At 23.1% G+C, this 23,587-nt stretch carries 24 protein-coding genes; 21 read left to right on the top strand and 3 right to left on the bottom strand.

Annotated features, from left to right (window positions below):
- Positions 1 to 18: 18 nt before the first annotated feature.
- On the top strand, positions 19 to 663 hold the full coding sequence (locus tag AACK81_RS02455; protein ID WP_338962248.1) for a hypothetical protein: 645 nt from the start codon (positions 19 to 21) through the stop codon (positions 661 to 663).
- Here the strand turns inward: AACK81_RS02455 and AACK81_RS02460 are convergent.
- Complete coding sequence (locus tag AACK81_RS02460) at positions 660 to 1,151, bottom strand: helix-turn-helix domain-containing protein (protein WP_338962251.1); 492 nt, start codon at positions 1,149 to 1,151, stop codon at positions 660 to 662. The two genes, AACK81_RS02455 and AACK81_RS02460, sit on opposite strands and share 4 nt — an antisense overlap.
- Positions 1,152 to 1,480: 329 nt before the next feature.
- Here AACK81_RS02460 and AACK81_RS02465 point away from each other — a divergent pair, with 329 nt between their 5' ends.
- The 10 genes from AACK81_RS02465 (at position 1,481) to sepF (ending at position 11,720) form a co-directional block, all read left to right on the top strand.
- Positions 1,481 to 2,167, top strand: coding sequence for a hypothetical protein (locus AACK81_RS02465; protein WP_338962254.1), 687 nt, complete (start codon positions 1,481 to 1,483; stop codon positions 2,165 to 2,167).
- Positions 2,168 to 2,456: 289 nt separating this feature from the next.
- On the top strand, positions 2,457 to 2,828 hold the full coding sequence (locus AACK81_RS02470) for a hypothetical protein (RefSeq protein WP_338962256.1): 372 nt from the start codon (positions 2,457 to 2,459) through the stop codon (positions 2,826 to 2,828).
- Between the two features lie 198 nt (positions 2,829 to 3,026).
- Positions 3,027 to 4,961 carry a hypothetical protein gene (locus tag AACK81_RS02475; protein ID WP_338962259.1) on the top strand — a complete coding sequence of 645 codons (1,935 nt, stop codon included), beginning with the start codon at positions 3,027 to 3,029 and terminating at the stop codon, positions 4,959 to 4,961.
- Between the two features lie 815 nt (positions 4,962 to 5,776).
- A complete protein-coding gene (locus tag AACK81_RS02480) occupies positions 5,777 to 6,181 on the top strand; it encodes a hypothetical protein (RefSeq protein ID WP_338962261.1) in 405 nt (134 codons plus the stop codon).
- A gap of 241 nt (positions 6,182 to 6,422) precedes the next feature.
- Positions 6,423 to 7,265, top strand: a complete 843-nt coding sequence (locus AACK81_RS02485) for a BspA family leucine-rich repeat surface protein (protein WP_338962264.1) — start codon at positions 6,423 to 6,425, stop codon at positions 7,263 to 7,265.
- 272 nt (positions 7,266 to 7,537) lie between these two features.
- Positions 7,538 to 7,981 (top strand): division/cell wall cluster transcriptional repressor MraZ, encoded by a 444-nt coding sequence (mraZ, locus tag AACK81_RS02490; protein ID WP_281748124.1) that lies wholly within the window; start codon positions 7,538 to 7,540, stop codon positions 7,979 to 7,981.
- Between the two features lie 5 nt (positions 7,982 to 7,986).
- On the top strand, positions 7,987 to 8,937 hold the full coding sequence (rsmH, locus tag AACK81_RS02495; RefSeq protein WP_338962268.1) for a 16S rRNA (cytosine(1402)-N(4))-methyltransferase RsmH: 951 nt from the start codon (positions 7,987 to 7,989) through the stop codon (positions 8,935 to 8,937).
- Positions 8,938 to 8,958: 21 nt separating this feature from the next.
- Complete coding sequence (locus AACK81_RS02500) at positions 8,959 to 10,239, top strand: hypothetical protein (RefSeq protein WP_338962271.1); 1,281 nt, start codon at positions 8,959 to 8,961, stop codon at positions 10,237 to 10,239.
- A gap of 35 nt (positions 10,240 to 10,274) precedes the next feature.
- Positions 10,275 to 11,429: a cell division protein FtsZ gene (ftsZ, locus tag AACK81_RS02505; protein WP_338962274.1), complete on the top strand. Its 1,155-nt coding sequence runs from the start codon at positions 10,275 to 10,277 to the stop codon at positions 11,427 to 11,429.
- 6 nt (positions 11,430 to 11,435) lie between these two features.
- Positions 11,436 to 11,720 (top strand): cell division protein SepF, encoded by a 285-nt coding sequence (gene sepF / locus AACK81_RS02510; protein WP_286642494.1) that lies wholly within the window; start codon positions 11,436 to 11,438, stop codon positions 11,718 to 11,720.
- Between the two features lie 145 nt (positions 11,721 to 11,865).
- On the opposite strand, the gene aguA is transcribed toward sepF, so the two are convergent.
- Positions 11,866 to 12,975 carry an agmatine deiminase gene (aguA, locus tag AACK81_RS02515; RefSeq protein ID WP_338962280.1) on the bottom strand — a complete coding sequence of 370 codons (1,110 nt, stop codon included), beginning with the start codon at positions 12,973 to 12,975 and terminating at the stop codon, positions 11,866 to 11,868.
- A gap of 483 nt (positions 12,976 to 13,458) precedes the next feature.
- Between aguA and AACK81_RS02520 the strand changes: the two genes are divergently transcribed.
- The 4 genes from AACK81_RS02520 to AACK81_RS02535 all read left to right on the top strand — a co-directional run bounded on the left by AACK81_RS02520 (position 13,459) and on the right by AACK81_RS02535 (position 16,710).
- The gene (locus AACK81_RS02520) at positions 13,459 to 13,632 is read left to right on the top strand and encodes a hypothetical protein (protein WP_338962283.1); all 174 of its coding nucleotides are present in this window, start codon (positions 13,459 to 13,461) and stop codon (positions 13,630 to 13,632) included.
- Positions 13,633 to 13,994: 362 nt separating this feature from the next.
- The gene (locus tag AACK81_RS02525) at positions 13,995 to 14,831 is read left to right on the top strand and encodes a hypothetical protein (RefSeq protein WP_338962286.1); all 837 of its coding nucleotides are present in this window, start codon (positions 13,995 to 13,997) and stop codon (positions 14,829 to 14,831) included.
- Between the two features lie 38 nt (positions 14,832 to 14,869).
- Positions 14,870 to 15,421 carry a hypothetical protein gene (locus AACK81_RS02530; protein ID WP_338962290.1) on the top strand — a complete coding sequence of 184 codons (552 nt, stop codon included), beginning with the start codon at positions 14,870 to 14,872 and terminating at the stop codon, positions 15,419 to 15,421.
- Positions 15,422 to 15,462: 41 nt separating this feature from the next.
- On the top strand, positions 15,463 to 16,710 hold the full coding sequence (locus tag AACK81_RS02535) for an ISNCY family transposase (protein ID WP_338962293.1): 1,248 nt from the start codon (positions 15,463 to 15,465) through the stop codon (positions 16,708 to 16,710).
- 152 nt (positions 16,711 to 16,862) lie between these two features.
- Here AACK81_RS02535 and AACK81_RS02540 read toward each other — a convergent pair whose 3' ends face one another.
- Positions 16,863 to 17,282: a hypothetical protein gene (locus AACK81_RS02540; RefSeq protein ID WP_338962296.1), complete on the bottom strand. Its 420-nt coding sequence runs from the start codon at positions 17,280 to 17,282 to the stop codon at positions 16,863 to 16,865.
- A 440-nt stretch (positions 17,283 to 17,722) separates the two neighbouring features.
- On the opposite strand from AACK81_RS02540, the gene AACK81_RS02545 reads away from it, so the two are divergent.
- The 6 genes from AACK81_RS02545 to AACK81_RS02570 all read left to right on the top strand — a co-directional run bounded on the left by AACK81_RS02545 (position 17,723) and on the right by AACK81_RS02570 (position 23,586).
- Positions 17,723 to 17,998 carry a hypothetical protein gene (locus tag AACK81_RS02545; RefSeq protein ID WP_338962298.1) on the top strand — a complete coding sequence of 92 codons (276 nt, stop codon included), beginning with the start codon at positions 17,723 to 17,725 and terminating at the stop codon, positions 17,996 to 17,998.
- Positions 17,980 to 18,117, top strand: a complete 138-nt coding sequence (locus tag AACK81_RS02550; protein ID WP_338962300.1) for a hypothetical protein — start codon at positions 17,980 to 17,982, stop codon at positions 18,115 to 18,117. The genes AACK81_RS02545 and AACK81_RS02550 overlap by 19 nt, the downstream gene beginning before the upstream one ends.
- Positions 18,118 to 18,226: 109 nt before the next feature.
- Positions 18,227 to 19,024 carry a hypothetical protein gene (locus AACK81_RS02555; protein WP_338962303.1) on the top strand — a complete coding sequence of 266 codons (798 nt, stop codon included), beginning with the start codon at positions 18,227 to 18,229 and terminating at the stop codon, positions 19,022 to 19,024.
- An 82-nt stretch (positions 19,025 to 19,106) separates the two neighbouring features.
- Positions 19,107 to 22,064 (top strand): AAA family ATPase, encoded by a 2,958-nt coding sequence (locus tag AACK81_RS02560; protein ID WP_338962306.1) that lies wholly within the window; start codon positions 19,107 to 19,109, stop codon positions 22,062 to 22,064.
- 72 nt (positions 22,065 to 22,136) lie between these two features.
- Positions 22,137 to 22,373, top strand: a complete 237-nt coding sequence (locus AACK81_RS02565) for a hypothetical protein (RefSeq protein WP_338962308.1) — start codon at positions 22,137 to 22,139, stop codon at positions 22,371 to 22,373.
- A 70-nt stretch (positions 22,374 to 22,443) separates the two neighbouring features.
- Entirely contained in the window at positions 22,444 to 23,586 is a 1,143-nt protein-coding gene (locus AACK81_RS02570) for an SIR2 family protein (protein ID WP_338962311.1), read from the top strand.
- Position 23,587: the final 1 nt, after the last annotated feature.

The raw sequence follows: 23,587 nt of genomic DNA on the forward strand, positions 1-23,587 counted from the left end.
TATTTTAAGGAGTAAAAGATGAGTTTAAAATATGAGAAAAAGTGACAACAATTTAAAAGTAATATGAATAATTCTTTAAAACTAACTACTCATAGAATAGCATTAGTTAGTAGTTTATTAGCAGTTACGACATTAATGACCTTATTAGAAACACCACCTATTTTTTTACCTTTTTTAAAAATTGATTTTGGTAATACTATTAATTTAATTGCATTGTTAATTATTAAACTTCCTTATAGTTTGTTAATTGCCATTATTGTTCCTTGACTAAGTTTAATCTTACCTCATTTTCCTTCTGGTAATGCTGAACCAATTGGTGAATTTGCTTATATGTTAAATACTATTACTTTATTGTTATTATATAGTAGTTTTAAATTATTATTTAAGCAATTACCATTTTGAAAAACGCAATCTAATAATTCTTGAAAACGATTAATGATTATTGAAATACCAACAATTGTTATTACTTGTATTTTAGTATCATTAATTAGTGCTTTTTATAATTGAGCTTTTATTTTAGACATGTATGGTGCTGGTGATCTTAAAGATAAGATTTGAATTGTATTTGTACCATTTAATTTAATTAAATTTACTTCAGTTTTGTTTTTATATTTATTATTAGTTAGGCCAGTACAAATTTTAGTACAACATTTTAATATTTAAATAATATATTTTAATTGATCTTTTTTTATTTCTATTACTAAAGATTCTTCATTATTTTGTTTTATTTCTGATTCTTCTCAAGGTCTTCAAATATTTACTTCTTCTTTATAATCTTCATCAATTACTAATCGTTCTGAATCACTATCTTCTTCTGAATTATCAAAATAGTTGTTTTCTATTTGTTTGTTAATATTTACTGATAATAAATTTATTGCTTGTTGTTGATTTAAAAATTCTTCTTTATAATTTTGATTCTCATTATTATCACAATTTATTTCCGCAATATTGATAGCTTCTTCTAATATATCTTTTGGAGTTGAGTTGACTGAATGTTTTGTTTTAAGTTCATTCTTTCTTGCTTTTTGTTTTCAAATTCTAATTGTTGTTTTTGAAATGCCAGTTTCTTTTTTGATTTCATCATAACTTTTACCATCTTGTAAATATTGTAATACTTTTTCTTTTATTTCGAGTGTATATTTTTTTGCCATCTTTTAATCTTCCTTTTCTTTTTCAATATTAATTTAATAAAAATCCTAATACAGAAAAAATATCTATATAAGGATTTAACACTATTTAAATTAATGATTAATATTATAATTTATTTTTTTAGTTTTTGTTATTTTTATTGTAATAAAAATTATTTATCAAATTATTATTATGATATTTTCATTGTTAATTAATTTTCTAAATTAGAGTAGTATTAATAGTTTTTATAAAAATTTAATAAATGTCTTGTTTTTTAATTAAAAGTAATTTATAATTTTTATAAATAAGTATTTATTTAATTAAATACCTATTTTAAAAAGGAGAAGTTATAATGAGAGTTAAAAGTGTTGACCAAGAAAAAGAAAAAGTAGATATAAAAACAAAGAAAAAAATAAAGATTAATTCAAAACAACAAATTTTTAATATTACTTTGACAGGAATTTTATTGGGATTAGCTGTTGCTTCTTCATTAATTGAAATACCTATTCAGTTTATGGGAGTAATTTTACCATTAAGAATTTTTGATTCATTAATTATTGCTTTTGCTTTACCAATTATTGGTTTATATTATACATTAGCAATTGGTATTATCGAACCTTGATTACATTTATTAGCAGATAGTGATCATCCACCAATTCAAATTTTCTTTGATAATATTGCTAATATTTTATTTATTGTTTCTTTTTATTTTATTTACTACTATCTTTTTAAATTGTGCAATAAAAGTAAAAATTTAAAAGTAGATACTATCAAAAAAATAAGTGCTGGTCTAGTAATAGTACCCTTAAATGCGATTATTGCTACTTTATCTTTTGCTTTAACTTTAGTAGTACTTTATTTTAGTCCTAACCTACCAAGACCTGATGAATATGATAATAATATTCTTAATTTTAATAATCATTCAGTAATTATATTATTTATTTTACTTGGTATTGAAATTTTAAGATTTATTTTTATCTTTATCTTATTTAGTTTAGTTGAAAGAAAGATAGGTTCTGCTAAACGTTATTATTTTTAATAAAAAGTATTTTATTTTATAAAATAAAATGTTAAATTAATACTTATTAATTAAAAATAAAATTAGGGAGCAATATATGAAGTTAATAGTTATTTTAATTATTATCATGAGTATTATTTTTTTAATTGGTTTTATAATAATATTTTTTCTGAAATTAAGAAAAAAGAAAATAAAATCATCAAGGAAAATAAAATATTGTTTATGTGTTCCAAATTCTTATCATAGCATTATCAAGAATAGAAAGTTTAAAAGTAATAATGATTTAGTAAATAATAAAAAAGTTTTGGAAATGTTAACATATTTACAGGAAAGAGATATCGCTAATTATAATAATATTATTCCTACCTTTTATAGCATTTTAGAAAAACCTATCCAATATAATTTGGAAGCTAATAAAAATGTTAATTATTTATTAACTAATATTGTTGATATTTTATGTCATCATCATCACTGTATAGTAAATCCCTTACATTTGATTAAACATTTGTTTAATAAATGTAATAATAAATTACATCAACACAAAAAACATTCTCATTTTACTCAAGAGAATAATCATTCAGTTAAACCAACACATGTTTTTAATAAAACACAAACTAATGCTTCTACACCAAAAACTAATGTTTCTATACCAAAAAAACATAATAAACATACTTTCTCATAAATTTATAAATATTCCTTTACTAGTTATTAGTCCTAACTTAACAAAAACGGAATATCTAATTAAATTCATAATTAAAATGTATTAAGTATCTACTAATTTAACTTATTAGTAGATATTTTTTTAAAAATAAAATTTACTGTACATTATTTTGTAATAGTTTATAATAATAAGAAAATCATTATAAATGGAGTGTAAAATATGAGACGAAAATTAAATTTATTTTTTACTACCAGCCTTTTATTAAGTTCTAGTATGTCGCTTTTAGCATTCACAATTGATACAAACAATATTAGTATTAATAATTTTGCTAACAACAATGTTGATACTAAAACAGCAACTAAGTATGCTAATGAAACCTCTATTGTTGGTAAATCGTTATTAATTGGTAAAAATAAAGGTTTTAATACTAATAATTTATTAAATAATATGTATAATCAAGCCCCTTCTATTCAAATTGATAATCTTACAGGTAAGAATAATGGAAATGATTTTATTAATGATTGAACTAGCAACTTAGATGGTAATAGTATTAATACTATTCAGTCTTTATTTCAACGTAATGGTATTAATCAATCTAAAGTTGACACTATCGCCAATAATATTAATAGCTATAGTAGTTATCGTGACATATTGCAAATGGTTAAAAATTATTTAAATAATTCTATTTTATCTAATGATGATACTGTTAATATGATTGATGGAATGTTAAAAAATATTAAAAATTTAATACCAAATATTAATGATTACTTATCTTATACTAATTATATTCTAATTATAACTAATACTATTGATGAATTATTAGCAGATTGAGATCAAGAAGATAATTTTAGTGGTAATACTACTTTTGAAAAAATGCAAGATTATATGTCAAAGAAAGCGACATTTGCTCAAGCTTGAAATATTCCAAGTCATGAAAAGTGATACTATGTTAAAGATGAAGCAAAAAATTGAAATTGAAATCAATTTTATGAATATATAGCTGGTGTTAATTTTAATTATATGTTTAAGTCAATATCAGGAAAATATATTGGTGAAATGATTAGCGATAATATTAAATATGCTTTATGAGGTGCTGGACCTATTGGTTTTAATTCTGATAATTTTAATGCTACATTTAGTGAAACTCTTAATAAGATTTTAACAAATCCAGTGGCATGACCTTATTTAATAAAAACAATAATACCAATGGTTAAAAGCGAAGTATTAAAATTAACTAATCCAACTTTTGGCATTGATAGTATTACTTGAGATGATAAAACACTACTTAAAAATAATACAGTTCAACTAAAAAAAGTATTAACTATTTTTCAAGAATTAATATCTTCAAAAGATAATATGCTTAAATTAGTTACCAATTTAATGACCGGACCTTTTGGTGAAGATATTATTGCGAAAGCTACCTTTGCATGAACTGATTCATATTGAACATTACCTGAGATTCAAAAGAAATTTTCTTTTATTTCAGCTATTAATGATATTCCTCAACAAGTTGTTAATAGTTTAGAATCAGCAATTAAAAATGTTCTAATTAGTGACACAATTAATAAAATATTTGAGTTTACTAATAAATATTTAACAACAAATCCATTAATTGATTTAAAAGATTTAGTAAAATATTTAGATTTAACTTTCGATAGTAAAGATTTTATTAATGCTTTAAATAATCTTAAATATATTATTAATCATCCAACAACAGATAATATTAGTAAAACTAAAGAAATATTACAATTATTAGGTGTTCAATTTGGTGGTGAAACTAATTTTAAACAAGATAGTGTTTTTGCAAACTTTTCTAATTGATTAAATACTTCTACTAGTAGTTTAAATTCCTTACTAAATATAATAGTTGATAAAACACATCATAATGGTATTCTTGATAATATGTTAAAGGACCAAGAAAATTTATATAAAGATATGTATAGTAAATATTTTGATATTAACAATAATAGTTATTTTACTTTAAGTGATATTGCAATGAATACATTTAAACATGATGATGGTAGTGTTAGTGCAGTTTTAAGTTATAAAATTAAAAATAATTTAGATAATAAAAGTTATGATATTACATTTAAAAATGCTAATTTTCTTACAAGTAAAATCTTTAAAATAAAGTTATTTCATATTAGTCAATAATTTTTAATAATTTTCTTCAATAATTAGATATTTTAATTTAAAAAGTATCTTAATATACAAGACGGTTATTGCATTTTTTCTTTAAACAATTTAAAATATAGATAACTTATAGATTTAAGAAAAAGTTATTGGGGAAAATAAAGGGGACTAATTATGAAATCATTATTAACAAGATTAAGTGTTTTAACACTTGCAACAACCGCAGGAATTTAATCAATATTTTAAATACCATTGAAGAAAAAAAGTAATGTAAAGATTGTTGTTTACATTACTTAATATTTTTCTATTTTCTTTATTTTGAATATTGTTTTTTAAATGTTTTGATTTTATAATGTATATGAACAGACAAGAAATATGTGCTTAAATCATTAAGCCTGTTTAGTATTATTACCTAAATAGGTTTTTTTGTTGTTTAATTAGAGAAATTTTAACTTAGAAAGAAGAGTAATTAAAAGATAAATAATCAAGAACAGTATAAAAAAATTATTACTATTGCTTTAAATGCTATTGGTGCTGGTAGTCCTGGTGCAACTACTAAATTATTACATAATGCTCGTCAAGTTTCACAATGATTAAATTTAGCAAATGCTTTAAATAGGGGTGTTTTTGGGACAGTATTTACATTTTTACCAGATAGTAAAAAAGTAGCAACATTAATAGAAGTTTGAAAAATATTAACAAATACCTCATATATAGTTACAACATTAGATGTTAATTTTATTAAAACAATATTTACTAAAGCAAGTAATTGAGATTTAACAATTCCTAATTTACTACCATTTATTAGTTTTGAAATATCTGCTATTTCTGGTGTTTTGGCTGGAACAACAACACTTACACGTATTTATTTTACTAATAAAGATTCAACAACTAATAAAATATTAAAGTCAATTGAAGATGGTTTTAATTTATTATGTCCTTTTGCTGCAGTTATTGGAGGAGGATCATTATTTTGAACACCTGGTCTTGATTCAAAAATTATTGATCCAATTTTTGTTACACTTGATGGAGTTTCTGGAACTACTAATTGATTAATAAATAAATTTTGAAATGCTATTGATTTTGAAATTAATAATGAAAATCAGAGCATATTGGATAATGAAGAAAATGGTACTTTATTAATTAATGATGAAGAGTTTAAGACAAGATGTAATGAAACAAATATTGATAATGATTCATCTTCATTAAACTCTGTTAATTCAGTTTTTGTTGCTAATTAGTAATAGTTTTTTGTTAAATTTATTTGAATAGATTTTTAAAATTTAATAATAAAAAATCACTAGCATCTTTATTGTTGCTAGTGATTTTTATTGCTTGATTTGTTAACGTTATGCTAAAAGTAGTGTTTTGTGGGAGTATAAATATTTGTTATTGCATTATCTTAAAAAGCATTCTAAGATATAAATAACTTATAGATTTAATAAAAAGTTATTGAATAAAATAAAAAGGGAGGTTTTCAATATGAAAACATTGATTACTGCACTAAGTGTTTTAGCATTTGGAACATCTATTGGAACTTTAAATACTGTTTTAAATAAAACTCCACAAAAAATTGAACTTTTAGATAAAAAAACACAACAAGATACAATTTACATTGATAAAGATGGAAAAGAACAAACAACTAATAAAAGAGATTTATCAAATATAAAAACTACTAAAATTACTCAAATTGGTTTTTATAAAAACCAACAAGGTGAAATTCAAGTTGTTAGAATGCCAAAAACAATTAAAGAAGTACCTGACAAATTACCACCAGAAATAACTTCTTTAAATTTTATGTTTTTGGGTGCTTCACAATTTAATCAAGATTTATCAACTTGAGATGTATCTAGAGTAACAAGTATGTTGAGTGTATTTGCTGGTGCTACTTCATTTAATGGTAATATTTCAAATTGAGATGTATCTAATGTCACAGATATGCTTGTTATGTTTAATGGTAGTTTAAAATTTAATCAAGATCTTTCAAAGTGAAATGTATCTAATGTAAGAAGTATGAGTGGTATGTTTACTGGTTGTTTTTTATTTAATCAAGATTTATCAGCTTGAGATGTATCTAGTGTAGAAGATATGGTTGGTACATTTGCCAATACTTTAGCATTTAATCAAGATTTATCAACTTGAGATGTATCCAATGTAAGAATTATGACTGGTATGTTTGCTGGCTCAGTATTATTTGATCAAGATCTTTCAAAGTGAGATGTATCCAATGTACTAGATCACACTCATTTTGCTGTTGGTTCAGCAATTTCTGATTCTAATAAATTACCTAAATTTAAAAACTTTTTTATTAATAACACTATTTAATTTGATCAAAAGTATTTAATTTCTAAGTAATTAACTATAATAAAATTTAGAATAGTATAATAAAATATTATATTTGTTTTTTATAAAAGCATATAATATTGACAAACGGTAAGTTTAAAAAGTTTTAACTCATTTCTTTATTTTTTTAAAGTAAATGAGTTTTTATTTTTATTATTGTATGCTCTTTTATTTTACTGATTAGTCATACATTTAAAGTAATCAATTGCAATTATATGCCAAAGGTTATATAATATGGGTAATAGTGGGAAAGTGTGGGTGATATTATGCTACTAGGACAATCATTGTCAACATTAGATGAAAAGAAACGAATGATAATTCCTTCTAAGTTTAGAAGTTATTTTCATAACAATGAGATTGTTATTGTTTCTAAAGGTTTTGAAGGCTGTTTAGTTATTCGTAACGAAATTGAATTTATTAAATGACAAGATAAAATCTTATCACAATCTGAAGGTCAGAAAGAAGCCAGAATTTTGGCAAGACAAGTATTTGCTAATTCAGAAGAATTAACTATTGATAGTAAAGGTCGCATTAATATTCCACATTCATTATTGACACTAGCTGATATTAAACAAAAAGTAATTATGATTGGACTATCCAATAAAATTGAGATTTGATCAGAAACTAATTGAAATAGTTTTAATCAAGATACCAAGGATAAATTTGAGTCAGCGGCAGCAGCTCTAGATGAGATATAAAAATTATGAATAATATCAATGCAAGACACATTTCTGTAATGTTAACAGAAGCAATTGATTTCTTAAATATTAAACCTGATGGTATTTATGTCGATTGTACATTAGGACGAGCAGGTCATAGTAAAGTTATACTATCAAAACTTACCTCTGGCAAACTATATGCTTTTGATCAAGATCAAATGGCCATTGATAATAGTAAAATTATTTTAAAAGATTTTAAAGATAAATATGAAATAATTAAAAGTAATTTTGCTAATATTCAATCTGAGCTTTTAAAAAGAAATATTACTAAAGTTGATGGTATATTATATGATTTAGGTATATCATCACCACAAGTTGATGAAGATATTAGAGGATTTAGTTATATGAAAGATGCTAAGTTAGATATGCGTATGGATCAAAGTCAAAAATTAAATGCGTGAGATATTGTTAATAATTATAATTATGAGCAATTAAAAACAATCATTAAAAATTATGGTGAAGAAGTATTTGCTAGTAGTATTGCTAAAAATATTATTAAAACAAGAACTTTTCAACCAATTGATACCACTTTACAATTGGTTACGATTATTAAAAAATCATTACCAGTAAGAGTATTAAATAAGCATCATCATCCTGCCAAAAAGACTTTTCAAGCATTAAGAATTGCTGTTAATAACGAGTTAGAAACATTAAAATCTTCTTTAAAACAATCTTTGAAATTATTAAATTCTAATGGTAGAATTGTTGTTATTAGTTTTCATTCTTTAGAAGATCGTATTGTTAAACAAACTTTTAATGAAGTTTTAATTGATCCACAAGCGCAATTATATGCTAAATTACCAGTTCATAATAATTGAAAAACAAAATATCAATTAATAATTAAAAAACCAATTACACCAAAGCCTGATGAAATAAATAAAAATCCAAGAGCACGAAGTGCAAAGTTAAGAGTTATTACTTATATTGATTCATAAAAATGTTTGGAGGTGAACAATATGAATTTTCAAGAATTATATGTTGTATGTCAAATTGAAGACTTTAGTTTAAAAGTTATGGTTAATAATTATGTTAATAATCAAATTCAGGTTTTATATAAAGAAACTGTTGATACTGAACAGTTTTCTGAAAATGGTGTAATTATTAATTCAATTGCTACAGGTAAGTTATTAAGGCAAATTATTAATAAAATTAATAATACTTTAAATATAAAAGTACAACGTATTGCCTTAACTTTACCTTCAAATAATTTAAAAATTTATCAATCACAAGCATCACTTGATTTTAAAGATGCTAACCACATTATTACTGATGAAGATTGTAGTAAAGTGATTGAAATGGCTAAAAACATTACTATTGATAATAGTGAAATTATTTGTTTAACTAAACCATACAATTTTAAAGTTGATCATGCAATTGGTAATGAACAATTACCAATTGCTAAAAAAGGACAAGTTATGCATGTTGATGCTTTAGTTTATTCATTACCTAAAAGTTTATATAATTCTCACCTCGAAGTATTAACTAATGCCGAAACAGAATTGTTAACGGTTACTTTAGATCAATTTGCATTAGTATGTAATATTAAAAATACTGATTTTAATCGTAATACAGTTTTAGTTGATTGAAATATTAATAGTACTAAGATTAGTGTTTTTAGTAATTCAGTATTATTTGCAACAACAAATATTAAAATTGGTTGAAATCAAATAATTCAATCATTAATGAAGCAAATGCATTGTGGTTATGATAAAACTGAAAGATATTTACAAAAAATTATTAATATAAGTAGTAATTATTTATGCGATGTTGTTGTTGATAAGTATGTTGATGAGCAGACAAAATCTATTGTTCGTTTAACAAAAACTGATTTACAAGCAACAGTTAAAAAACAAATTAATGAAATTATTGCTTGTATTGAATATTTTCTTGATGAAGTTAGTGATAATAATAGTTCAGATATGGAAATTATTTTTACGGGAATTACTATTGGTTTATGTGGTTTTGCCAACTATTTTAAAAATAATAGCAAACTAAAAGAAGTAAAATATATGCTTAGCCAAACTCCTGGTGCATATAGTTATCAGTGAACTACTTTAATCGGTAATACTCACTACCAACATTTAGTAAATGTTTTTAGTAATAATTATATTTCATCAATACATAAACCAGAAATTGTATCAAAATTAAATCATTATACGCATTCTAATAATCATGATAATAAGCATTATAATTCCCCCTTTCAACCAAATTATCAGTATAATGATGGTAGTAAATAGAAGAAGACAATTTGATTAATCAGGAGGAAAATAAAATGGAACATAATAATTCACAATTTAAACCAATAGCATCAATTCGGGTAATTGGTATTGGTGGTGCTGGTAATAATGCTATTAATAGAATGATTGAAGCAGAGGTACAAGGTGTTGATTTTTATGTTGCTAATACTGATGCACAAGTAGTTAATGCATCTCCAGCTGAAAATAAAATTATTTTGGGCAAAGAATTATCAAAGGGACTTGGAGCGGGAGCTAATCCCGAAATTGGTAAACAAGCCGCAATTGAAAGTGAAGCAGAGATTAAACGTGCTTTAGATGGTGCAGATATGGTTTTTATTGCTGCTGGTATGGGTGGTGGTACTGGTACTGGTGCCGCATCAATTGTTGCAAGAATTGCTAAAGAATGTGGTGCTTTAACAATTGCTATTGTTACTAAACCATTTAAATTTGAAGGACGTAATCGTAATGCTCATGCCGTAGTTGGAATTGAAAATTTAAAGAAACAAGTTGATGCAATTATTATTATTTCTAATGATAAATTATTACAAGTAATTGGTAATATTCCTCTTAAAGATTCGTTTAAAGAAGCAGATAATATTTTACGTCAAGGTGTACAGACTATTACTGACTTAATTGCTGTTCCTGCTTTAATAAATTTAGATTTTGCTGATGTTCGTACTATTATTGAAAATAAAGGTAATGCCTTATTTGGTATTGGAATGTCAAAGGGTGAACATAAAGCTAAACAAGCCGCAACAAAAGCTATTTCTTCTCCTTTACTTGATGATGTGACAATTAAGGGTGCTAAAAATGCTATTGTTAATGTTACTGGTGGAACAACAATGACATTAACTGATGCTAATATTGCTGTTGATTTAGTTCGTGATGCTGCGGGTAATGATGTTAATATCATTTTTGGTGTCGCTGTTAATGAAAATTTAAATGATGAAATGATTGTAACAGTTATTGCCACTGGTTTTGATGAAGAAAGTGCTAATGCTAATAATTTTGTTTATAGTTCAAAAGTTGATAATCATGAATTTATTACTAATAAGACTCAATATTTAAGCGAAGAAATTAAAGAACAAACAAAGAAAAAAGAAGAAGAACAACAAAATTTAGTCCAAGAAGCAGCAATGGAAGCAGATGATGATTTACCATCATTTTTACGAAGACGAAAGAGAGTTTAATTAATTATGGGATGAAGAAGTAAAAAATATAAAGACAATGATGAAAATAGTAATTATAAAACCAGTTTTCAAGAACAAATACAAGAATTTGCTCCTAAAAATTATCAAGAAATTGAATCAATTGCTAATGCTATGATTTTACAAAAACCAATTAAAGTTAATTTAACAACAACTGTTGAAAATGATCGAAGAAGAATTATAGATTTTCTTTGTGGTATTTCGTATGTTATTGGTTTTGTTGTTGATAAAACTGATATTCATATTTATGAATTTAAAAATGAATTAAGTTAATCTTGAACAAATAGGTTTTTATTTCTTTCTAATAATAAAGAAATAAAATTATTTATTTTTTAAATTATTCTTACATTAATTTTAGAATAAAAATCCCTTCTAAATTAGAAGGGATTTATTGTTTTAATTTGCTTATTTGTTATTTTTATAATTCTTGTTGTGTTATACAGTGAATATTGCCACCACCTAATAGTACTTCACGTGTATAGAATGAATTAATTTTATGATTAGGAAAACAATTTTGTAAAACATTAATTGCGTTTTTATCCCATATTGGGTCATTAAAAGCAGGAATAATGATTGTTTTATTTGTAATATAGAAATTAACATAACTAGCTGGCATGCGAAATCCTTCGGTACGATTAGCAAAACGAGGACTTTTTTCACGATTTTCTGCCTCTGACTTAGTTATAAATAATGGTGCTGGTTGATGTAATTTAGTTACTTTTATTTTTCGTCCTTTAGCATCTGTACTATTTGTAAGAAACGTTAAAGTTTCTAAACTACGCTCATATTGAGGATCATTTTTATCATCAGTTCATGTTAAAACAACATGACCAGGTGTAATGATATGTAGTAGATTATCAACATGACCACTTGTTTCATCATTATAAACACCACGAGGAATTCATATTATTTTTTGTGCATTTAAATATTGTTTTAAATGTTCTTCAATCTCTTCTTTTGTTAAATCAGGATTTCGATTAGGGTTTAATAAACATTCTTTTGTAGTATAAATTGTTCCTTCATCATCTTGATGAATGCTTCCGCCTTCTAATACAATTGGTGCTTGATAATAATCAATGTTACTATTTTTAGTCATTTCAATTCCAACTTTATTATCAATTTCATAATTTCAATTTCAACCTGGTGGATTAACACTTGGTTCATTTTTCATGCCTCATGCAGTGAAGTGAAAGTGAACAGCTCTTCGTTGTCCTTTTTTATTTATTAAATAAATTGGTCCCATATCACGCGCTCAACTATCTTGATATTTGATATCGATTAATTTGATAGTTGGATCTAATAGTTTGCGAGTTTCATTTCAATTACTTTTATTAATAATAATTTTTACTGGTTCATGTTTATTGATTGAGTTGGCTATTTTTGCAAAAACAGTTCGTGCTGGTTGACATTCTTTTTGTCAATCATCTTTCATAAGCGGTCAAATCATTCATGTGCCTTTATTTTCTATTGATTCAATTGGGGCAAAAAAACCATCTTTTTTTGGTGTTGATGTTAATAATTTGCTCATAATTTCCTCCCCCTTTAAGTAGTACTATTTATAATAGTGGATTTATGTAACCCCTATTCTATATATAAATAGTATTTTTATTATAAAATATTTTATTTACAAAATAAAATTTATTTCATAATAAAAATGTTAAAGTTAATTGAATCTGGTTTTATTTATCATTTTAATTAGTAAAATTAATGTAATATAAAGTATGATTTTTGTATATTATTTGCAATACGTTTTATACATGCTATTATTTAGCAATAGTTATCTCAAATATTAGAGATAAACTATATGCATTATTATAGGTAATTAACAAGAGATTTTAGAAATTGTTAATTAACTTTTTCAAATAAATTATAACTAATTTATTTTAGAATTGTTCCTTTGCTTATTTTAATGAAAATTTAAAATAAAAAAATTAAAAAAATATGTTTTTCAAGCCCATTGTTTTATTTTTAATAAAATAAATGGGTTTTTTATTTGAAAGGATGTAAAGAAGTGCCTACAGAAAGTCAAGAAATAGGTTCTGATAATAAAAAGCAAAAAAATATTAAGCATTTTAGAAAAGAAATAATTTCTAAGATTACAAGTGCAAAAATAGAAAGAAAGTATTGTAAACAATTAATAAAAACAGTTAATAGTGATGACGTTACTATATTTTTAATAGTTTAATTAAAGCAGATTCATTATTTTGCTTTTTAAATATTGTTCATCATCTTTATCAAGAGTTATTTTCTCTTTATAATAATAAAAAGTTTTTAGTATTTGATGAACTTTTATTAGAAAATTTAAAAAATTCATGACAATGAATTGAAAAAGAACGGCAAATTTTTAATGAAGAACATAATTTAATTACTGAATTAAAAAATATAACTAAAGAAGCATTTCCAGAACAATATTTTGAAATTATAAAATTTAAACAAGAACAAGCGCGAATTAATTTTGATTACTTTTTTCCTGAATTAAAACTTCCCAATAATGCGATTAATTTTTGAAAACAAATTATACAAGAAGAAAATCTAGAACAGTTTTTATTGGTAGAGTGAAAAGAAAAAATTGCTGAGTTGTGTAACGTTTTTATTAATTTTGAAAAAAATATTAAAAAATTTAAAATTATTGGTGAAAATTATCAAGAATTTATTTTAAATCATAAAAGAAATCTAGAAAAAGTTAAAGAATGTAGTGAACAAGTGGCATTAGTTAGTAATGTGATGAAAAGAAAACAATTTTTAATTGATTTAGAAGATTATAATAATGAAAGTTATTATAATAGTTTTCAAAAAAAGATAGCAAAAAGTATAAATGAATTAAAAAATTTTATTAATAATATTGAAGATTCTAGGATAATGGATTATTATTATCAATTTCTTATTCTTAATAGTACTGAACAATTTGCAGCAGATAGTTTAGAATGAAATATTAATAGAATATGTGGTGCTATCAATAATGAATTTACTATATTAAAAAAAATAAGTGATTCATATAAAAGTGACTTAGCAAAAAATTTCATAATGAAATACATAACAGAAGCAGTAAAATTAACAAAAAGTACTTCTGAAAGAATAAAAGAAATTACATTACAGTTTGATAGACATTGTGAACAATTAGTTGAAGAAGAAAGTAAATCGATTGAAGTTATTAATAAAAAAATAGCAGCATTAGAAAATATTAATAAAACAGAAAGAACAACATATGAAAATTTGTCAAGAACTTTAGAAAATGTAAGTTTAGATAATGATAAAAAAGTGCTAGCAGAGTTAAAACAGCAAATTGAAAACATTAGAACTATTACAAAAGAAAAAATAACAGAAAGTAAAAAAAGCAAAAAGAAGCTATTGAAGAAGAAGAAAAACAAAAAACGCTTCAATTAGAAGAAACTAAACAGGGAATTATTAATAATACAAATTTAATGAAAGATAATATTAAAAATTATCATCAAAAAATTATTGAATTTATTAAGTTTTTTACAATTTCACTTTATGAATTTATTTTATGATTTAAAAATAATGAATGAGATCGCGAAAAATATAAATTAAACAATATGATCAATAATATTTTACAACCAGGATTAATTATTAAAATTGAATATAAAAATGATAATTTACAATATAAGTTACCATGATCAAATTTTATTTATTTAAAAACAGAAAATGATAATCATTTGGTATTAGCAATTCCTGATAGTGAAGAAGCTAATTTTCAAATATTAAATAAAGAAGGTAGAAAAATTTTGCTTAAAAAATTAATTGAAGAGGAAAAATATTATTTTTTATCTAGAAAATTTTGTAATTTATACACTAAATTTACATTAGTTGAAGATAATTTCTTAAGTGAAAAGGAAGTAAGCAAAATTTTTAAAAAAATAGAAGTATTAAAGAATATTAAAACTATTGAAAATGAAACTCCTCAATTAACAAATATGTCATTATTTAGTGATAATTTCCTATTAGTTATCGAGTAAAAATTTCCCAAAAGTGAAGTTAAATATACTTGGTGATAAATATGGAAAGAAGTATGACTATGAAAGAAAAATATAAATACAAAATTATAAATGATATTATTATTAATAAATTATCTAAACATCAAGCCAAGAATAAACTTAATCTAACTATTAGAAGAATTAACCAATTAATTCAAATTTTTAATAGAGAAGGTAAAGTTGATTTTATTCATAAATCTCGTAATAAAATTTCTAATAAGGCAACAAATTTTGAAATCAAAATTAAGATTATAAACTTGTATAAAACAAAATATTATAATTTTAATTTTCAACATTTTCATGAGAAATTAATTAATGAAGAAAAAATTAAGATTTCATATAGCACACTTTATACTATATTAATTAAAGAAAAAATTACTTCACCAAAAAGACATAAAAATAAAAAAAATAACTTACATCCAACAAGAAATCGAAGAACAAATTTTGGTGAATTAATTCAAATGGACGCCAGTAATCATCATTGATTTGGTAACGATAAACCAAAATCATTTTTACATGCTGCAATTGATGATGCTACAGGAAATATTGTTGGACTATGATTTGATCATCAAGAAACATTAGATGGTTATTATAATATTTTTTATCAAATTTTAACTAATTATGGCATACCAAAAACATTTTATACCGATAATAGAACAGTTTTTGGATATAAGAAAAAAGTTGATGCAGGAAAAATAAATACAGAAAATGACACTTATACTCAATTTCAAAAGTCCTGTAATGATTTAGGTGTTGAAATAATCAGAACTTCAATTCCGCAAGCTAAAGGTCGCGTTGAACGCTTATTTGGAACACTTCAAAGTCGTTTAATTAGTGAATTACGACTTAATAAAATTAGAAATTTAGAAGAAGCTAACAAATTTCTTAAAACATACATAAGTACTTTTAATAAACAATTTGTCTTTCCTATTGATGATACTAAATCTGCTATGGTTAAAGCTCCTACACAGGAAGAAATCAATATTTATCTTTCAAGATTTTCTAAAAGAAAAACAGATAGTGGTTCAACCATAACATATTATGGTAAAAAGTATTTTCCTTATAAAAATAACAAAGTTCAATACATACAACCTAGAACTGATGTAATTGTACTTAAATCATTTATTAATGAATTATATCTTAGTTACAATAATCAAATGTATGAACTAAAAGAAATAGCACAAAAACCAATTATAAAAGAAAATTTAATAAAAACTAAAAAAGTTTATATACCCAATAAAAATCATCCTTGAAGATATGGATATCAATAATTCTTAATTAAAATTAAAAATCTATTTTATAAGATATTTAATTTTATAAATACTAAACCATATAAAATTTTAAAACGTTTGCGTATGAGCAAATTTGGTGTTCTAAAATTGATTTTAAATATAAAAGAAATTGTAATTGCAATCTCTCGTTTTTACATTTGTGGTAAGTTTGATTTAGTCGGATTTATTAATAAATTATTTAAAGTTACATTATTAATTTTATTAACATCTATATTTATTTCACTATTTGATTTTCTTATATATAATTCTTTTACTTTTTTAATATTTCCAAAAAGTTCTTTTGATATTTTTATAAAAAAATCATTTTTTTCTTTAATTATTTTATTTTTATCAATTTTTCCAAAAGTAAATATTTTCAATATTGAATAACTAATTTTTTTAAATTTGCTAATCTTTTGTTTTTTTAAATTTTCATTAATATCAACAATAGTAGTTTGAGCTAAATTAACTCTATTACTAATAATTTCTGGAGTAAATTGATTTTTATTAATAATTATTTTTTTCAATTCTCTATTAATTCATTTATATTCTTCTTGTAAATTTTTATTCATTTTTTCATCCTTTCAAAATAAAAACTCATTTACTTTGAAATTAAAGCAATGAGTTAAAAACTTATATTAAACTTAATTAAATTATACAAAAAAAAGTTCGCAAATCAAAATTTAAAGCTAAATTTTTAACGTTTATTTGGAATTCGTGTTTATATTTATTTAACACTGTAACTTTCCAAAATAATTTATTTTTTTATAAATATTTTTGGGAAATTTTCACTCGATATTGACATCCTCAATTAACAAATAATAAACAAAAAGAATTTTTTCAAGCAAAACTTAATGAAATATTTCAAAAAATTGAAGAACAATATCAGTCACTTGTAACATCATTAAAAGAATTTTTTCCTATTGAAAGATTAAAAGTTATTGATAGTTGAAAGACAATTGATAATAATGAAAATGTAGGAACTAAAGATGAAAGTTCTTTATTATTTGAAATGATTATTAAATATATTGATACATATATAGAAGATTCAATTCCAAAAATTAAAGCAGAAATTGAAAAAGAATGAGAAGAAAGCAAAGATGAAGATTGAGATGCAGTTGAAGCAATAACTACTGCTTTTAAATCTGATTTTGAAAAAAAAGATACTGAAATAGAACATTTAAAAAAAATTCTTGAAGAAAAAGAAGAAAAAATTGCACAACTAGAGACACAATTAAAAAATGTGCTACCTAAAAAAATAGTCCAATTATGAGTTTTAATGGTATAAAGGAGCAATGTGATTTAGAATTTTTACCAATTTTAGAAAACAATTTTGTTGAATTCGAACAAAGTAAAGAAAGTGATTCTAGTAGAAATTTATCTTCAACTTCGCTTGCTTCTTATTAAAATATTCATGTCAAAATTTAATTAATACTTATTTTTTGTTAAATTAGCAAAAAAATTGTTATTATTATATTTATTAAATATGATTTTGTTTTTCGAAGAGGAATAATTTGTGTTTTTATTATATAAGCAAAAAATTAAAGATTGAAGATTTTTATATAAATTATTAAGTTGTATATTCATTTTTATTTTATCAATATTGACTATCATCTTTTCTGTATTTACTGAATTTTGATATGTTAATAGTACTAATAAAGATAATTTTTATAATTCTATAGTATTACAAAACTTTGATATAATGTTATCATTTTGGTCTTCTCAAACAATATTTATTGTTAATATTTGATTTTTATTTTCTTTAATTTATCATCAAAAAGAGCAGACAAATAGATTCACTAATATTTATAGTCAAATTAATTTAACAATATACATAACTATTACTGTCCTTATTTTTTGAGTGGGGATATTTATTGATAGTGTTTCAAAGTTAGATTTAGAACTTAATTGATTTTGAAAATTGAATAATTTATCTTTATTTTGTTCCTTTTTAGATCATTTAGTATCACCAATATTGATGATTACTTTTTTAATTTTAACTTTTAAAAAAAATAAATTTAATATCAATATTAAAAAACAATTTATATTAGTAGTTATTTATCCAATTATTTATCTAACTTATATTTATATTAGAGCCAGCATTTTACAAACAAATGATGTTAAAAATTTTATTTATCCTTATAATATTCTCAACTTTAATTATTCAATTATTGGAATTCCATTATGAATTAATAGTATCTTAGTTATAATATTAATTATTAGTACTATTATTAGTACTACATTATTTTATTTGTGAATTAATAAATTTTATTATAAAACAATTAAAGAACAAATAATAATGCGAATAAAGTAATATTTCTGCTAAATCTTAACAATAAATATTAAACTGATTCATGGTAAAATATAAGTATATATTTTAAAATAGGTGAGGTAAGATGGCATTCTTAAAAAGAATTGAAGCATATGGTTTTAAGTCATTTGCAGAGCCTTTAACAATAGAATTTGATACTAATATTGTAGGTATTGTTGGTCCTAATGGTTCTGGAAAGTCTAATATTAATGATGCTATTCGTTGAGTTTTAGGTGAACAATCAGTTAAATCATTACGTGGTGAAAATAGTGAAGATATAATTTTTAATGGTGCTAAAGGTAAACAACCATTAAATAGTGCTCAAGTTACTTTAGTTTTTGATAATACTAATAAAATATTTAAAGTTGATTTTAATGAAGTACAAATTACTAGAAAAACTTTTCGTAATAGTTCAGAAAATGAATATTACATTAATAAAGCTCGTGTTCGTTTAAAAGATGTACAAGAAATTATTATGGGTACAGGTTTAGCTAAAGGTTCACTTGCAATTATTAGTCAAGGTAATGTTTCAAAATTTGCTGATTCTAAACCAGAAGAAAGAAGAACTTTATTTGAAGAGGCTGCGGGTGTTTCAAAATACAAAAAGAGGAAAGAAGAGTCATTACGTAAATTAGAGCGTACTAATGAAAATTTAGTTCGAGTTAATGATATTATTAGTGAAATAAGTAGAAAAATTGAACCATTAGCAAAACAAGCACAGAAAGCTAAAACTTATGTTGAATTACGTGATAATTTAAAAAAATATGAAATTACTATTATTGTTAAAGATTTGGAGACATATCATAATCAATTAAAACTTACAACAGTCAGTATAAATGATAATGAAATTTTACAACAACAACTTAATTTAAATATTAGTAAGAATGAACAACAATTAAAATTTTTAAAAAATAAAAGTTATGATTTAGATAAAAACATTAATAGTTTAGAAATGAATTTATCTAATGTTAATAGTTTATTGCAAGTTTTAGAACAACAAAAATCATTAATGAAAACAAAACAAAATGAAATAAAAGATCAAACAGAAGTTGAAAAATTAAAAAATGAAATTGAAACTTTGCTTACTATTATTGAACAAAAAACTTTTTTACAAAAAAAAGAACAAGAAAACTTTGATAAAATTAATAATTTATTTGAAGAACTAAATGTTCAACATCAAGATTTAATTTTAGGACAAAATAATATTCATCGTGGTTTAGGCGAAAAAAAAGCACAATTAGAATCGGTAATTAATTATCAACAACGACAAAATCAAAAATATTTGGGTGTTCAAACAATTTTAAATAATAAAGATAAACTATATGGCATCATTGGAGTAGTGAGTGATTTAATTTCGGTACCCGATCTTTATAGTGAAGCGATTGTTAAAGTATTGGGTAATACTTTAAAAAACATTGTTACGGCGACTAACAAAGATGCAACCAAGGCTGTTGAATTTTTAAAACAAAATAAAGCGGGAATTGCCACTTTTTTACCTTTAAATTCAATTCAAGTTCGAACAGCGACTAAAGAAGATGAAATTATTGTTAATAGCAAATCGGGTTATTTAAGTTTTGCTCATCATTTAGTTACAGCAGTTGATAATAGAATTCAGCCAATTATTAATTTTCTTTTAGGTCGTACTATTATTTGTGAAGACTTAGAAAGCGCAAGAGTTATTTCACAATTAATTGCTGCTAAATATCAATGTGTAACTTTAGATGGTCAATTAATTAAAGCTGGAGGTGCTATTGTTGGAGGTTATCAACATCAAAATAGTATTAATGTTTTTAAAGAAAAGTTAATAGTTTCTGAATTAAAAGAAGAAATTAAATCATTAGAACAACAATTAGTTAATATAAATGTCCAAAGAACAAGTATTGAAAGCGAATTAAATAATTATCAAGGTCAAAAGTTGACAATTACTTTAACAATAAATAAATTGATTAGTGAAATTAGTGATATCACTAATCAATCACAATTATTAACTACTCAATATCAAACATTGACTGGTAAAAAATTAGATATTGATACTACAAATCAATTAAATGATATTTTTATTCAATATGAAAATTCTAAATATGATCAAGCGACAATAAAAAGTCAATTACAATTAATTCGTAAACAGAAACATCAATTATTAGAACAAATGCAAACTTTAGAAAATGAATTATATAGTTTAAATCAAGAACATTTTATGACTAGTGATAAATTAAATAATCAAAAACTTGAGCAAGTAAAAATGGAGTCAAAAGTAGAACAACATTTAAGACGTTTAGTTGAAACTTATAATTTAACTTATGAATATGCTAGAGAACATTATAGTGAACCATTAGCAGATGAACAACAAGCACGTAATTTGGTACAACAATTACGTAGTGAGATTGAAGATTTAGGATTTGTAAATATTAATGCTATTGAAGAATTTGAAAATGAAAATGAACGTTATTTACGTTTAAAAACTAAACATGATGAATTGCAATTAGCATCACAATCGTTGTTAACAGCCATTGATGAAATGGATAATGTTATGGTAACGCAATTTGATGAAACAATCAAAGCTATTAATATGGTATTGCCCGAAACATTTCAAACTTTATTTGGTGGAGGAGCTTGTAGTTTACGATATACATCACCTGATGATATTTTAAATACAGGTGTGGAAGTGCTTGCTAATCCTCCTGGTAAAAGAATTAGTAATTTAAACTTATTATCAGGTGGTGAAAAATCATTAGTTGCATTAGCGGTATTATTTGCTATTTTAAAAGTCAAGCCATTGCCATTGACAATATTAGATGAGGTTGAAGCGCCATTGGATCCAGCTAATTTAGAACGTTTTGCTAGATATGTTCGTAGTTTTTCACAATATACGCAATTTATTATTGTTACTCATCGTCCAGGTACAATGGAAAATTGTGATGTATTATATGGTACAACTATGCAAAATCAAGGAATTACGAAAATGGTAGCCATTAAATTAGCAGATGCTAAAAAAATTATTGAAAGCGATAAATCAGCGAAAAATGTTAATTATGTTGTTTAATTAAAAAGGTAGTAATAACTACTTTTTTATGTTAAATTTAAATTAATCTATAATAGAAAGATGCAAAATTAAATGGCAGATTCAAAAGATTATTTAGACAAAAATGTAGAAGAAAACATTAAGTTTATTAGTTCAAAAATAATTGAAAAGAAAACAATATTATTTTTAGGAGCAGGTTTTTCTGCAAATTTTGGTTTTCCTTTATGAAAAGAATTATTAATTTCTATTATTGAAAAAAAAGAGAATGAATTTCAAGATTTAGATGGTTATTATAAAAAAGAACTTAAGAATTTGAAGAGTATGGTTTAAAATAACTTTGATCTTTCAAAAGTTTTGGATAATTTAAAAAGTTTATTAGATACAAAAGAGAAAAAAGACAGTGCAAGTGCTTTTTTTTATAGAAGAATATAGTAGTAAACTTGATATAGAAAAAAAGGAAATTGATAGTGAAAAAAAAGAAATTTTAGAATTAATAAATAATAATTTTGATAAAATAATTACTACAAATTATGATAATATTTTTGCTTGAAATAAATTAGAAAATCCTAAACAATATATAAAAAATTGAATTAATAGTATTGAAGAATTAAATGATAAAGTATATCCAATTCATTGTTCAATAACTGGAATTAATGAAAAATCAAATGAAACAAGTGAACATAAAGTTAATAATTTGAATAAAAAAGGTAAAAAAATAGAATTTATAGATACTTATAAAAGTTTTATTGAGAATTGAATTATTGAAAATTTTACAGAATCATTTAAAAAAATAATAGAAGATGCAGTAAATCAAAATTATACATTTATTTTTTTAGGTTATAGTTTTGAAGATCAGTTTGTAGCCAATAGTTTGGCGACTTTTATTTTAGAAAAAGCAAAAGTTAAAACATGAGAGAATGAAAATTTTGTTGTATTATTTAATGACTATGAAAAACAAAAAAATAAATGTGATTGTTGTGATAAGTGTAAAGTTAATGTTCCAGTGGTATTGTCCACTAAATACGTTAAATGTGACAAGAAGCCACCATTAGATTCTAAACTTTATGGAATAAAGTATATTGAATTTAGTAAGATTTTTAATAGTGAAGAATGTATAAATTTATTTGAAGTTATTAAAAAATTTTTAAATTATATTAAAGAATATGCAAACATATATGATTTATTAAATGAAATAGATTTAGTTTTTAATCATGAAGTTATTAATGAATCAAAAAACTTTAATTTTGAAGAGTATTTTAAATCAGACAAAATTAATACTAAATTTGAAAATAAACAAGAATTATTATTCATTATAGATTTTTTTGGAAAAAAATATGATCTTTTAAATTCTAAGATTACTTATAAAGAAAAGTATATTGATGGCATTTTAAATAATTTATTTGACTGATTATATAAAAATAAAGAAATTTCTCTTTCACAAGATATAGTACAGTTTTTAGGGAAATCTAAGTTATATATAAAATTACTTAAATGAAGGATTAATGATAAAGAAATTAGAAAATGGTTAGGAGAATTTGTTTAAA

This window comes from Spiroplasma endosymbiont of Lasioglossum villosulum (genome assembly GCF_964020195.1).
GTDB classification, from domain to species: Bacteria; Bacillota_I; Bacilli_A; order Mycoplasmatales; family VBWQ01; genus Spiroplasma_E; species Spiroplasma_E ixodetis_A.